Raw genomic sequence first — 14510 nt, 5'->3', positions numbered from 1 at the left:
CGAATTCTACCTTTTAAAGCTATGTGGTTATATCTGCTTTTGTTGATATTTCCACTGCTCACCTTTGGGCAGGCTCCTCAGCTGAACATAAGTTCTACAGCCAGCTCCCCTACAAACACAAACCCGATTCCAGTTACTATCAATTACAATCAACTTATTGATGGTTTGCATGTAGATAAGCTGGAACCGTTTAATGCGACAGTTGCTGACTTCAAATTTGCATACCCAAGCAAAGCGATACTGGAAGATAGTCTAGTTGATGCTACGGTCATTTGCGTTTCCCCACTTAGGAATGTATTTGTTGTGGATCAAGGGGCGAGCCTAATCAAGAAGGTTGTTCCTGAAGGAGATATAATTGCCGAATGGGACATAACTGCAACAGGAAACGTAATAGGTATCACAGCTGATAAAGACGAGAACGTTTATATCATTACAGATAACAACGAGGTCTTTATGTATGATCCTAACGGTAATGCTGTATTGTGGGACCTCTCTTTTGAAAGTGCTAGTGACATAGCAGTAACACCTGATGGCATGGTGTATATTTTAGATGGAGGTGGAGGAGTATTAACACAACATGACCCTTCCTTGGATGGACTAGAAACTGGGTATTGGGATATTCCTTTTTGCACCTTCCTTGAAGTTGGAGGTCCTAATGGTTACATCTATTTAGCTGATGACAGCTCCAATACCATTTACATAGTAGATCCTGCCAACTCATACTCCGTGAAAACACTAGACGGAAGTTATGGTGCTATTAATGATCTTACAATTGATGGCTTTGGTTATATCTACACACTGGACAAAGGCAGTTTCAAATTACTTAAGATTGACACTAATGGAGTAATCGTTGAGTCGATCTCGCCAAGTAACCCTTTTAAAAATCCACAAGCTGTATGCGTGGCTAACGACGGAAGAATCTATGCTTCAGACACGCCTGAACCTTTCTCAGCTTATATTGATTTATTGACCCCGGAAGCTACCCTCAACGTTTACCCTGACGCTGATGGCAGTGTAGGATTTGTAATTCCTGAAAGTACCGCTTCTAATTTAGCAGGAGAGGTAAACCCTGAGACTATATTTTCTATTGAATTTGATCAGACAGCTCCTACTTATGTCATTGAATTTCCTAATGGCGAAGCAACCAATGCAACCCCAATTCCTGCTAAAATTATCTTTAGTGAAGAGGTAATAGGGTTTGACGAAAGTGATTTTTATTTCTACGGTGCTAATGCCACAATAGAAACAGGTTCACTGGTTGAAGTTATCGCTAACAAGGAATATACTTTTAATATTTCTCCTAATTCAGGTATCGTAGATGAATATATCGACATTGAGATTGATGGTGAAGTAATTGATATCACCGACATGGCTGGCAATGACCTTATTTGGGATTACTTCTACACATATTATGATATTGTAAAGCCACAACCTTCCTTCAATTCTAATGAAGTGTCACCAACCAGTAATAGCTCCATACCTCTTGAATTTTTATTGGATGAAGACTTAATAGGGTTTACCCTGAGTGATTTGGTGACGACAAACGCTACAATTGACAGTGTAGAATATCTTGGAGAAGGACCTTATATGCTAAATCTAAACATTTTAGCAGATGGTGTTGCTACTGTTTCCTTACCTGCCAACACCAGAGCAGATTGGGCTGGCAACGGCAATGAGGCTGCTATATTCTCAGTAGTAGGTGACTTCACAGGACCTGTTGCCACATTTAGTTCTTCAACTTCATTAACCAATTCATCAGCATCAATCACTATCGATTTTGACGAAGCTGTTGTAGGCTTTGATTCAACTGACCTAGCAACAATAAATGCTACGGTGAGTAATTTCCAGCAGGTTTCAGTAAAAAGTTTTACAGCAGACATTTACCCTACAGTAACTGCTTCTGACAGTATTATGAAAGTTTGGATTGAGCCATCTGCACTTTCCGATTCACTTTTCAACGATAATATCCTGTCAGATACTTTAACTATCAATTATGATATTACAGGTCCTAGCTATACCATCGAATTCCCTAACGGCGAAGCAACCAATATCAGCCCAATTCCTGCCAAAATCACTTTCAGTGAAGATGTAATAGGGTTTGATGAAAGTGATTTTTATTTCTATGGTGCTAATGCTACAATAGAAGCAGGTTCATTGGCTGAAGTTACCGCCAACAAGGAGTATACTTTTAATATTCTACCTAATGCTGGTGTTGTTGAAGAATATATTGATATGGAAATTGATGGTGAAACCGGTAACATCACTGACTTGGCTGGCAACATCGTTAATATTGATTATTTCTATACGTTTTATGATATCATAAAACCACAGCCTATTTTCAATTCCAACGAACTATCGCCAACTAGCAATAGTAGTTTCTTGATAGAGTTAGCTTTTAATGAATACTTTGAAAACTTCACATTGGCTGACCTTATTACCACTAATGCGACGATAGACAGTCTCGATTACAATGGAGAGGGACTTTACACACTTACCATGAACATCCTTTCAGATGGTATGGCAAGTGTAACAGTACCTGCTGACATACATTACGACCCAGCTGGAAACAGTAACGCTGAAGCCACTTTTTCAATTGTAGGAGACTTCACAGGACCTGTTGCTACACTTCAGGCCAGTAAAAACATCACGAATGATATTTTAACACCTGTACCATTCAGTATTGACTTTGATGATAATGTTACTGGTTTCACAATTGCTGATATTTCTGTATCGAATGCTACTATCAGCAACTTTCAGCAGTTAACACCTTCCAGTTATTCAGCAGACCTATTACCAATTACTGAAGGTAATATGGAAGCTTGGATAGAAGCAGGAGCCTTAACAGATAGTTTAGGAAATGGAAACACACTATCAGATACAGTAATGGTTGTATATGATATTACAGGACCTATTGTACGATCAGAGGTACTTCCTGCAAACAAAATTTACCAAGCTGGCGAAACACTTTCCATCACTGTCAATTTTAATGAAGCAATTCAGGTTTCGGGCTCTCCTTCATTGGCTCTAGGCTTCAACAACCTACAAGGAAGCGGTACATGGGAAGCTTCTTATCAAAGTGCATCAGACAGCTCCATTACCTTTGCTTATACTGTCCAAGCAAGAGATGAAGATAAGGATGGTATTACCTTGCCACTTCCAATGATGTTGAATGGTGGCAGTATCACAGATATCGTCGGAAACGCTGCCACCCTAGACTTAGCCAATAATGGAAACACTTCCGGTATCTTAGTAGACGCTTTTGCAAACAAACCTGTAGCAAGAACCTACAATATCATAGAGGACTCCACACTAGAAGTTTCTATAGAAAAAGATCCAAATGATGATGCCAATGTTACACACTTTAAAGTATCCAACATTACCAATGGAGTGCTTTATCAACCTGACAGTATTACCATAATACCAGCAGGCACCTTCATCCCTGCAGAGAACCCAATTGTTTTTATTCCTACATTGGCATTCTTCGGAACAGCATCCTTTGATGTACAATCATCTATTTCTGCTGATGATACAGGTATTGCAGACATAGCATCCACCATCACATTCAATGTATTGGAGGCTAATGATCCTCCTATTTTAGAAACAGTAATCAGTGATATTGTAATGCCATACAATGCAGCCGACTCAAGCATTGTATTTTCTGACTATTTCTATGATGAAGAAGGTGCAACGTTATCCTATACAATAGACGGAACAGGCAGCTCAGTCACTTATTCATTGACTGGTGACCAATTATCATTCAGTATTCAAGATATTGGCACCACTGTAATTAGTGTTGTAGCAACCGATGATTTGGGAGCTCAAGCAGCTGCATCATTCTCTATTATTGTAGAGCCTGCATTATTGACAGTCAGTACAGATACACTTAGCAGACCTTACAATACTGCAAATCCAACCTTTAACCTATACTTCAGCGGATTTAAGGTTGGTGAGAATAAAACAGTATTGGCAACACTGCCAACTGTCTCTACTACTGCAACACTTTCTTCAAATGTTGGTATTTATCCTGTTACCATTTCAGGAGGAAATGACAGTCACTATACATTCAATTATATCAATAGCACACTAGAGGTTGTCAAGCAAACACAAAGTATTTCCTTTACACCAATTGAGGATATTGACTTACTTGTTAAACCTGAATTCAGTCTTCAGGCAGAAGCAACTTCAGGCTTACCTGTAAGTTTTGAAGTACTGGAAGGTAATGCCACCATAAATGGAGGTTTAGTTTCTCTATATGATACAGGAAAAGTGACGATAGCTGCATACCAAATAGGTGACCTTAATTTTGAAGCAGCGGCTTCTGTCAACGTCTCTTTCTACGTGACAGAATCTGAATATAATGTGTATGCAGTGACCTCTATCTATGTCAAGGCTACTGAAGCAGACCTTTCCCTTGGCAGTGGAAACCAACTTTTGGTTCAGCTTCCTGCGGACAGGCTTGATGTACTCAAATCAATTCTTGACTTTGATATGACCCTTGAAGACAGTACTGCTGTTCCCGAATGGCTAACACTAAGTACTGACTCTTCTCAGGTAATCATTGACAGAGATATTTCAGGTATATCAAATGACGATTTAAGTCTGCTCATCAGAGTTACAGGTGAAGAGAGAATTATAGAGTTACATTTCCTGATTCCGTCTGAAATATTTGCATATGCTCCATCCAATAGGATTGTCTTGGGTGTTGACGATGAATTCAAATCAAATATCAAGCTCTATCCTAACCCTGCTGTCGATATCATTAACCTTGAAGGCAACTTCAGTACGGGTTCACAACTATCGATCTTCGATGCAACAGGCAGATTGGTATTGGTTCAGTCTTTGGAAGGCTTACAGCAAACAATCACTGTAGCACAGCTTCCAAATGGTTTATACCATTTAATGATCAAAACAGACAAAGGAGTTTCGGCTCTTCAATTATTGAAAAGGTAACTGACTCATTATAGATTACAGATAAAGCCATGAACAAAATAAAATATTCATATCGCTTACTGCTTTTCGTCTTGCTTTCTACAATCTGGCAATCGTGTATTCCCATTTTCATTGTGGAGCCCGAAGAAGAAACAGCGAAAGCTGAACAACTTCCTTCAGAAGGTAAGGTCACACTCAATACACTTGACCTTGACTTAGGTTACAACGTATTAGCTAAAGCCGGAGTAGACCTATCTCAACTATCATTGGAAGGGTTTCACTTAGCTATTGTCAATGATTCTTCAGGAAAACAGATTGCCTATTTTGAAGACATGACCAAGGTGCCATTCCCTATCACACTCTTTGAAGGTCAGTATACACTTCATGTTGATAATGGAACACCGACCATGCCTGCCTTTGATGCACCACAGCTTAAAGGTCAACAAGGTTTTGAAGTAGGTGACGCTGTAGTCGCTATCAAAAGTATCGATTTTGAGGTCTTAAATACCTTACTAACGATCGACTACACTCCTGAAACCCAAGCGTTCTTTGATACTTATGAAATGACAGCTTCTTCAAGTGATGGTTCTCTTACTTATACAGGTGATGAACAAAGGGTTGGGTATTTCTCAGCTTCACCGATTACCATCAATGTCACGATGACTAAAAATGGAATCGTCAAAAAGAAAACGTTGGTCTTGAACGATGTCCGTCCAGGAGACTATAACGCTATTTTGGTAAAAGCCATTAATATTGATACATCCGTAGATATTGAACTGACTTCTCAGGGAATCTAGCTGCTACTCCGTTTAGGGCACTAGTTTTTCACTTTTCAGCCGAAAGTACTATCTTCAAATAGTTAAATTTCTCAGCTTTTGTTACTAAGTTGTTTAACTGGATAGCGCTTTCGGCTTTATTATTTTAATTAAAATCAGCATGGAAAATTTTTCATTGGAGGACTTCCTTATAGGTTTAGGTATTGGACTTGTCTTATGCCTTATTTTGTATATACAGCAAATGATCAAGCGGGATCAGCTCAAGAAGGAAATCAAAGACCTTAAAAAACACCTTCACCAAAAAATGGAATTGGATGCAGAAGCCATTGACCAACGTAAGAAGGAAATGGAAATGCTCAAGAAGGAAAACGAGAACCTGCGTATCAGCAATCAGGTATTAATGCAAAAGCCTGGCAGAAAAGAGATGATAACCTTACAAGTATACCAAAAAGCTATTGACTCACTCTCAGGCTCTTTGATTGGCTTTCCTCCTGCTTGGCAAAAAGCACTTCAGGAATCACAGCTTGAAGTCAAAGAAATTGAAGAAGGCAAATCTTTTATTCGTAAGATTCTTCCAAGTACATTTTTTGGAACTTCGCAGGCTCCTGAAATAGACGGAGACACAGAGTAAATTGCATATTGAATCAAGAAAGGCATTGTTGACAGCAATGCCTTTTCTATTGATATACAGTTAAACTGCAATTAGTCTTACAGTTTTTTAATCTCCCTTAAACACTTATTTTTGTGCGGTCATCAAGACTTCTTGTCTTTTTGGCTAATGAAAACGAAAGATATTTTTAAGCATCTAAATAATTAACTGTTATGTCGGCAAAATTTGATGTAATTGTAATTGGTAGCGGTCCTGGTGGTTATGTAGCAGCGATCAGAGCTTCTCAATTGGGTCTGAAAACAGCTGTTGTAGAAAAAGCTGAACTAGGGGGTATCTGCTTGAACTGGGGTTGTATTCCTACAAAAGCCCTGTTGAAAAGTGCACAGGTGTTTGAATACATCAGACATGCTCAGGATTACGGTGTAACGGTAGGTGACGCGAACGTAAACTTTGAGGCAATGGTACAGCGTAGCCGTGGTGTAGCCAATGGCATGAGCAAGGGTATCGAGTTCCTTTTGAAGAAAAATAAAATCGAGAAGCTTTTAGGTTTCGGTCGTCTGACATCAGACAAGAAAGTAGAAGTAGAAGCTGCTGACGGTACTAAAACTGTTTATGAAGCTGACAACATCATCTTGGCAACTGGTGGCCGTTCAAAAGAACTTCCTCACATTCCGATCGACAACGAAAAAGTAATTGGCTACCGCAAAGCCATGACAATGGAAAAACAACCTAAGAAAATGGTTGTAATGGGATCGGGTGCTATCGGTGTTGAGTTTGCTTACTTCTACAACTCAATCGGTACTGAAGTAACAATCGTAGAGTACTTGCCACGTATCGTACCTGTAGAGGACGCTGATATTTCAAAAGAGCTGGCTAAGAGCTTCAAGAAGCAAGGCATCAAGGTGATGACTGATGCTGCTGTAACTAACGTTGACACTTCAGGTGAAGGCTGTGTAGTGACAGTGAAAAGCAACAAGAAAGGCGAAGAAACTACTATTGAGTGTGATGTTGTACTTTCTGCTGTTGGTGTTGCTACAAACATTGAAGGCATTGGTCTGGAAGAGGCAGGTGTTGCTCATGACGCAGGCAAAATCCTAGTAGACGACTTCTACAAAACTAACATTCCAAATGTTTATGCAATTGGTGACATCGTTCACGGTCCTGCTCTTGCACACGTTGCTTCTCACGAAGGCATCATTTGTGTGGAGAAAATTGCAGGTCTGAACCCTGAGCCAATGGATTACAAAAACATCCCTGGTTGTACATACTGTGCTCCTGAAATCGCATCTGTAGGTTACACTGAAGAGCAAGCGAAAGAAGCTGGTTACGAGATCAAAGTGGGTAAATTCCCATTCTCTGCTTCAGGTAAAGCAAGTGCTGCGGGTCACAAGGAAGGCTTCGTGAAAGTAATCTTTGACGCTAAATACGGCGAATGGTTAGGTTGTCACATGATCGGTGCCAACGTAACTGAAATGGTTGCTGAAGCAGTTGCTGCCCGTAAGTTGGAAGCTACAGGTCACGAGATCATCACAGCGGTTCACCCTCACCCGACATTGTCTGAAGCTGTTATGGAAGCAGTTGCAGAGGCATACGGTGAGTGTATCCACTTGTAAGCATCTAATTGCAGTATATTTACTGCTACAAGATAAATCTTCAAAATCCACGTTGGCTATTCGCTGGCGTGGATTTTTTCTTTCCCTACTTTCCTTACTATTTCAATTTTTTTTTGTTTAGTATTAAACCTTTCTTCAAATGGTCTGTCAAATGACCATGATGCCCAACTTTACAACGATTGTGAATTCAGAAACACTCGAAGACACCGAAATACTACGTAAGTTCTCACTGTCCTCTACCAAAGAGGAGGCTTTTAGGGCCTTGCTTGAGAAGTATCAGGAACGTGTTTACTGGCATATACGTAAGCTGGTCATTACTCATGAAGATGCAGATGACCTAACACAGGAAACCTTTATTAAGGCATGGCATAACCTGAACGGTTTTGAAGGAAAATCACAGCTCTATACTTGGTTGTACCGCATTGCCACAAACCATAGTTTAAATTTTCTAAACAAAAAGAAGAAAAGATTCTTTTTATCTATACATGATGTAAACAAGGAACTGGCTAATAAGCTTGATGAAAGCGAATTAATATCAGGAGATGAAATACAGATAAAGCTCCAAAAGGCTATTCTGAAGCTACCTGAAAAGCAACGACTGGTTTTCAATATGAAATATTTTGAGGACATGAGCTATCAGGACATTTCAGAAGTACTGGACACTTCCGTTGGCGCCCTGAAAGCTTCTTACCATCATGCTGTAAAAAAGATTGAGCATATTTTAACCAATAGCTGATACCATGAAACTTGACGATATAAATAAAAACCCAAAGCCTTTTAAAGTACCTGAGGGATACTTTGACAAGGTCACGGATAAGATCGTTGACAAAGCGAAGGATACAAACGCTCCACTTACCAAGGAAGTAAAACTTAGGGATTACCGAAGAAGGTGGGTTGCCGCAGCTGTAGCTGCTTGTATTTTGGTAGCATTTACAGCACTTTTCTTAGCTGAGGATCCACATCCGTTCAAATCAGATGATGTTGTGGCAGAAGCTCCTCCACTACCTGAAGATATTACAGCTACAGATGCCGAACTCTATTTGTTACACAGTGGTATTTCTGCCTATGATGTAGCACTATTTGTAGAAGAAGAAGATATTGAAATCTCAGAAGGGCATGAGTCAGAATTAGAACAATATTTAGAAAGCGAAATTGAAATATCAGATATAGAAGACCTCTTATAAAATTTACCATAAAAAATGAATAGACTCCTTATTTTACTCGTCTTACTGGCTCTCAGCAGTGTCTCTGTGGCTCAAGTAAGACAAGGACGGATAGAAGCATACAGAAAAAACTTTATTACAGAACAATTGGCACTCTCTACAAAAGATTCTGCCCAGTTTTGGAAGGTCTATGATGAGTATACCGAAAAACAGGTTGCCATCAGAAATGAAATGAGAGAACTCGCTACAGGAAGTATTGCCAAAAGCGATGAACAACTCAAGAAAGACATTGACAGAACCTTGGCTTTGGAGCAAGAGTCTCTTGATCTTAAAAAGACATACATGAATAAACTCAGCAGTGTACTCACTGTACGGCAACTGGCGGCACTATTACAAGTCGAGGAAAAACTAAAACGGAAACTACTGGAACAAGTCGCCAATAGGAGACGACGATAACAACCTCAAAAACGCAAAGTTAGACTTTGCGTTTTTTTTATATTCATTTTTAATATTCTAATACAAAAAGCTTCTTTATCAGCGTTTAAAACAGTAACAAACTATTTTTTAATAACCTGTGAAGAAGAACTTTTTATTTTTTGGCTCCTATATAGGGATCAACTTTTTGCTGATTGCACTTATAGCGACAGCTACTCAACCCTTTCAGCACCATAGAAGTCTAGCATCTCCTGTCAGTACAGACACAACGCATGTTACACTTCAGTTTGTAGGAGATATTATGCAACATGGCTCTCAACGTAGAGCTGCAATGCTAGAAGACACTACCAAGTTTAATTACAAGTCCTGCTTCGAGCTGGTAGCTGATGAATTGAAAGAAGCTGATTTCACCATCGCCAACTTGGAGTTGACATTGGCAGGAGAGCCTTATACTAGTTACCCTACATTCTCAGCACCTGATAAGCTCGTCCAAGACTTAGTCTACTCAGGCGTCAATGTCATGGCAACAGCTAATAACCATAGCTACGACAAAGGGAAGAAAGGACTGATTCGCACATTAGATGTACTAGACAGCTTAAAAATACTTCGGGCTGGCACTTATCGTGATACTACAGAATATTTGAATAGCACCCCTTTAATATTGCAAAAAGACAGTATCCGATTGGCACTCCTCAATTACACATTCAGCACGAATGGGATTCGGGTAAGACCGCCAAATGTTGTTTGTGCTATCGACACTGCCCAAATACTACGAGACATTCATAAATCTAAAGCATCGAATGTGGATGCCATTATTGCCTTTATGCATTGGGGAGATGAATATACTGATCAACCAAACTCATATCAGAAAAGTATCAGTCGACTTCTTCACCAAAAGGGTATTGACTACGTTATCGGTGCCCACCCTCATGTACTACAGCCTATGGAGACCTTCAATGACTCTACCAAAGCTAAAAAGCAAGTGACAGTCTATTCACTCGGAAATTTTGTAGCAGGACAGGCTAATGAGAAACGGATGGGGGCTATTTTCAGGATGAAACTGCAAAAAATAGATCATAAACTAGAGCTAAGCGAATGCGGCTATATTCTGACTTGGATTGACAAGCCTTACAAGAATGGTAAAAGGCTATATCAGGTAGTTCCTGTAGACAAAGTAAAAACAACCCCTAAAAGCCCGAGGGCGCTTTATACAAAAAAGTATAGACACTTCTTTCAAAAATACAACAAAGGGGTTTTTGAGTACATGTATGACACCATTGACTCCAAATGGGTGCTCACACAAGCTGACAGCTCATTAGATCTTTAAGGGCACAAAAAAAGCGATAATCTTTTGATTATCGCTTTGTGCAGAGAGTGAGGGATTCGAACCCCCGGTACCTTTCGGCACAACGGTTTTCAAGACCGCCGCGTTCGACCACTCCGCCAACTCTCTAGGGATTTAGATCAATATCATGATCAAGGTCTTATATGCAGAGGGTGAGGGATTCGAACCCCCGGTACCTTTCGGCACAACGGTTTTCAAGACCGCCGCGTTCGACCACTCCGCCAACCCTCTGGATGGTTTTTTAGATCATCATCATGATCAAGGTCTTATTGCAGAGAGTGAGGGATTCGAACCCCCGGTACCTTTCGGCACAACGGTTTTCAAGACCGCCGCGTTCGACCACTCCGCCAACTCTCTGGATAATTTTTTTAGTTGCTTCATTCGATCATCAAAGACCGAACTGGTCTGTATGTGCAGAGGGTGAGGGATTCGAACCCCCGGTACCTTTCGGCACAACGGTTTTCAAGACCGCCGCGTTCGACCACTCCGCCAACCCTCTGAATGGCCATTTCGTTATTGCGAGTGCAAATATGTGAGGTTTTTTTATATCACACAACCCCTTCTTCAGTTTTTTTCTGTTTTTCTTCAAAAATACTCAATCGCTCTTTTGTCATATCCAAGGTTGTATTCACCTGAAAACCTATCAACAAAATATATGAAACCGTTAATATCCAGAACATTACACCTATCACAGCACCTATTGACCCATACAGTTTGTTGTAGGTATTAAAATTTTCCAGATAATAAGAAAAAACGCTTGATGTCAGGATTCCTAACGTAGTTGCGATCACTGAACCTGGTGAAATCAGCTTCCACCTTACCTTAATAGCCGGAGCCAAATAGTAAATTAGTGCAGTGTTGAGGAAGAACATAAACGTAATGACTATAATTCTGAGGATATGCAAAAGCAGATAAACAAAGAAGGTATCCACATACCCGTACTCTACCAGAGCATTCAAAATTACTTTACCGTATATCAACAGAATAATAGCCGAAAACATGGTAAATGCCAACTGTGCTGTGAGCAGGAAAGCAATACTATACTGTTTCCAAATAGTTCTTCCCTCAAATGAGTGCGTACAACTATTAAATGCATCCATCAGTGAACGCATACCACTTGTTGCCATAAATGCTGCTAGAAAGAAACCAAATGACAACAACCCTCCTCTAGGGCGACTTACAATATCCACTATGACTTTATTGACTGCATAGGTGACATACTCTGGCAACATTTCATCCAGAAAGTCAAAAATCATTGCATCAAAGTTGTCAATCGGCAAGTAAGGTATCAGGGTAAAAACAAAGATAATGGTTGGCAGTACTGCCAATGTAAAATTAAAAGCCACTGCCTGAGCCCTCTGTAACGTATCATCTTCATCCAGCTTCTTAAGAAAGATATACAGGATTGTATACAATGAAACGTCTAGTGACTTGAACCTTATAGATTTCAGATACCCTACAACCTTGCTTCCTGGTTTACTTTCATGCAGCCATTCTTCAAGAACGCTCATGAGATTTCTTTTTCGTAATTATCTGCAAAATATGGTTCCAAAAGTTTCAGTATTTCTTCTGGTGCTTTACAAGGTCGATGCGAATCACTACGCATAAAAACAAGTGTTGTCTTCCCTTGGTTTAGCAACTGCCCATCTTCAGACAGAATTTCATATTCGAAAAAAATCCTTGCTGAAGGTAATTCCTTGATCATCGTTTTGATGGTAATCAAGTCATCATACTTTGCAGGTTTGATATATTTAGAGTAGCATTCAAGAACAGGGAGCATAATTCCTTCCTCTTCCATCTGCTTGTATTTGACTCCCAACGCTCTAAGAGCTTCTACTCGACCTATCTCATAAAAACGGGCATAATTTCCATAGTACACAAAACCCATCTGGTCAGTATCAGCATACCTTATTCGCTCTTTCACTTCGTGTGAATACATAGTCTATTTGGTTTGTTTGCTCACTGTTTAAAGTGCAAAATAGGGTATTATCCCCAAATCCTTCAACCTGAACAAGGCTTTTCACTCTAAATCAAGTGCAGTAGAATTAACAAACATGAGAATAATATAAGATTATATCAATAAAGAATTTACCTCAAGGGCGAAAGGTCACTATTACTTTGTACTTAATCCAATGCAAGTTTTTAGATAAAACGATTATTGATGGGAAACATTTTCATCTTTAGTTTTAACTGGTTTTTCAAAAACCCAACTCACTTCATTTTCTATCCAGTACCACAGCTTCAACAGCATAACTTTCAACCATACTACTAAGGCACTCACTACTTAATCATTCTATCTAATAAAGTGCTTGTACTTTCAACCAGAAAACCTTTATGATTACTATCATCCTTTCCATTTTCGTGCTTGGCTATATGGCCATCGCCTTAGAACACAATATCAAAATTGACAAGTCTGCTCCTTCCTTGATTGTGGGTGTACTTTGCTGGACAGTCTATATTTTGATGGCAGATAAGCAAGCCCATACGATTGTTCATGAGCTGTATGAATATTTAGGAGAAATTTCTGGCATACTGTTTTTCCTACTTGGAGCCATGACTATCGTTGAGCTGATTGATGCACATCAGGGTTTTGAGGATATCACTCAGTTTATCACAACCCAAAAACGTATCAAGCTCCTCTGGATGGTCTGTATGCTTACCTTTTTCCTCTCAGCAGCACTGGATAACCTGACAACAACAATTGTCATGGTGTCCATTCTAAGGAAGCTACTAAAAGACCGACAGACAAGGATGTTTTTTGTATGCATGGTCGTTATAGCAGCCAATGCAGGGGGAGCATGGTCACCGATTGGAGATGTAACCACCACCATGTTGTGGATTGGTGGACAGATTACAGCCGAGAGTATTATTACCAAACTAATTCTACCCAGCCTTGCTTGCATCTTTGCTCCTTTGATGGTCATCACCTTTGCGTACCGCAAAAAGCTATACAGTTATCCAAATGAAAGGGGAAATACAGACAACTTAAACAACGATTTTGATCATCAGGAACCTGTTTCGGTAGCTGAAAGAAGAATTGTGCTTTTTGCAGGACTTGCATGCCTGATCTTTGTTCCATTTTTCAAGTCTGTAACGCACCTACCTCCTTTTATGGGGATTTTACTTGGGTTAGGCGCTTTATGGTTGCTGACCGAAATTATGCACAAGAGCAAGAACACAGAACAAAAACACCCCTTGTCAGTAATGGGTGTCCTGAAGCGGGTTGATGTACCTAGTGTCCTGTTTTTCTTCGGAATACTAGTAGCCATATCAAGTTTACAAGCTACAGGAATATTAAAGGAAATGGCATTGTTGCTTGACCATCATATTGGCAATATCTATACCATTGCGCTATCCCTTGGTTTGCTTTCCGCAGTTGTTGACAACGTTCCTCTAGTAGCTGCTACCATGGGGATGTATGAGTTAACTTTATTCCCTACTGATCATATTATGTGGGAGCTTATAGCGTATTGCTCCGGAACAGGTGGAAGTGCTTTGATTATCGGGTCTGCTGCTGGAGTTGCTGCCATGGGAATGGAAAAAATACCTTTTGGCTGGTACTTGAGAGAAGTCAGTTGGCTTGCCTTGATTGGGTACTTTACAGGAGCTGTTATTTTTATCACGCTATTTGCTTATTAA

Annotated in this window: 11 protein-coding genes and 4 tRNA genes; 9 read left to right on the top strand and 6 right to left on the bottom strand. The window is 39.9% G+C overall.

Annotated elements, in window-relative coordinates:
- Positions 1-21 precede the first annotated feature (21 nt).
- The 8 genes from V6R21_RS31415 to V6R21_RS31380 all read left to right on the top strand — a co-directional run bounded on the left by V6R21_RS31415 (position 22) and on the right by V6R21_RS31380 (position 10853).
- Positions 22-4950, top strand: coding sequence for an Ig-like domain-containing protein (locus V6R21_RS31415; protein ID WP_334247435.1), 4929 nt, complete (start codon positions 22-24; stop codon positions 4948-4950).
- 29 nt (positions 4951-4979) lie between these two features.
- On the top strand, positions 4980-5726 hold the full coding sequence (locus V6R21_RS31410) for a DUF4493 domain-containing protein (RefSeq protein ID WP_334247434.1): 747 nt from the start codon (positions 4980-4982) through the stop codon (positions 5724-5726).
- Positions 5727-5865: 139 nt separating this feature from the next.
- Entirely contained in the window at positions 5866-6336 is a 471-nt protein-coding gene (locus V6R21_RS31405) for a hypothetical protein (protein WP_334247433.1), read from the top strand.
- A gap of 191 nt (positions 6337-6527) precedes the next feature.
- Complete coding sequence (gene lpdA / locus V6R21_RS31400) at positions 6528-7928, top strand: dihydrolipoyl dehydrogenase (protein WP_334247432.1); 1401 nt, start codon at positions 6528-6530, stop codon at positions 7926-7928.
- Positions 7929-8067: 139 nt separating this feature from the next.
- Positions 8068-8664 carry an RNA polymerase sigma factor gene (locus tag V6R21_RS31395; protein ID WP_334247431.1) on the top strand — a complete coding sequence of 199 codons (597 nt, stop codon included), beginning with the start codon at positions 8068-8070 and terminating at the stop codon, positions 8662-8664.
- A 4-nt stretch (positions 8665-8668) separates the two neighbouring features.
- Complete coding sequence (locus tag V6R21_RS31390) at positions 8669-9112, top strand: hypothetical protein (protein WP_334247430.1); 444 nt, start codon at positions 8669-8671, stop codon at positions 9110-9112.
- A gap of 15 nt (positions 9113-9127) precedes the next feature.
- The gene (locus tag V6R21_RS31385; RefSeq protein ID WP_334247429.1) at positions 9128-9547 is read left to right on the top strand and encodes a hypothetical protein; all 420 of its coding nucleotides are present in this window, start codon (positions 9128-9130) and stop codon (positions 9545-9547) included.
- 118 nt (positions 9548-9665) lie between these two features.
- On the top strand, positions 9666-10853 hold the full coding sequence (locus tag V6R21_RS31380; RefSeq protein WP_334247428.1) for a CapA family protein: 1188 nt from the start codon (positions 9666-9668) through the stop codon (positions 10851-10853).
- Between the two features lie 41 nt (positions 10854-10894).
- Here V6R21_RS31380 and V6R21_RS31375 read toward each other — a convergent pair.
- The 6 genes from V6R21_RS31375 to V6R21_RS31350 form a co-directional block, all read right to left on the bottom strand.
- Positions 10895-10979, bottom strand: a tRNA-Ser gene (locus tag V6R21_RS31375).
- Positions 10980-11017: 38 nt separating this feature from the next.
- A tRNA-Ser gene (locus V6R21_RS31370) sits at positions 11018-11102 on the bottom strand.
- Positions 11103-11143: 41 nt separating this feature from the next.
- A tRNA-Ser gene (locus tag V6R21_RS31365) sits at positions 11144-11228 on the bottom strand.
- A 57-nt stretch (positions 11229-11285) separates the two neighbouring features.
- Positions 11286-11370 (bottom strand) — tRNA-Ser (locus tag V6R21_RS31360).
- Between the two features lie 49 nt (positions 11371-11419).
- Positions 11420-12382, bottom strand: a complete 963-nt coding sequence (locus V6R21_RS31355; protein ID WP_334247427.1) for a YihY/virulence factor BrkB family protein — start codon at positions 12380-12382, stop codon at positions 11420-11422.
- Complete coding sequence (locus tag V6R21_RS31350; RefSeq protein WP_334247426.1) at positions 12379-12810, bottom strand: acyl-CoA thioesterase; 432 nt, start codon at positions 12808-12810, stop codon at positions 12379-12381. The genes V6R21_RS31355 and V6R21_RS31350 overlap by 4 nt, the downstream gene beginning before the upstream one ends.
- Positions 12811-13205: 395 nt before the next feature.
- Between V6R21_RS31350 and nhaD the strand changes: the two genes are divergently transcribed.
- The gene (gene nhaD, locus V6R21_RS31345; protein ID WP_334247425.1) at positions 13206-14510 is read left to right on the top strand and encodes a sodium:proton antiporter NhaD; all 1305 of its coding nucleotides are present in this window, start codon (positions 13206-13208) and stop codon (positions 14508-14510) included.

The organism is Limibacter armeniacum (genome assembly GCF_036880985.1).
In the GTDB taxonomy this organism is placed as follows: Bacteria; Bacteroidota; Bacteroidia; order Cytophagales; family Flammeovirgaceae; genus Limibacter; species Limibacter armeniacum.
This window is presented reverse-complemented; position numbering and strand designations above follow the sequence as displayed.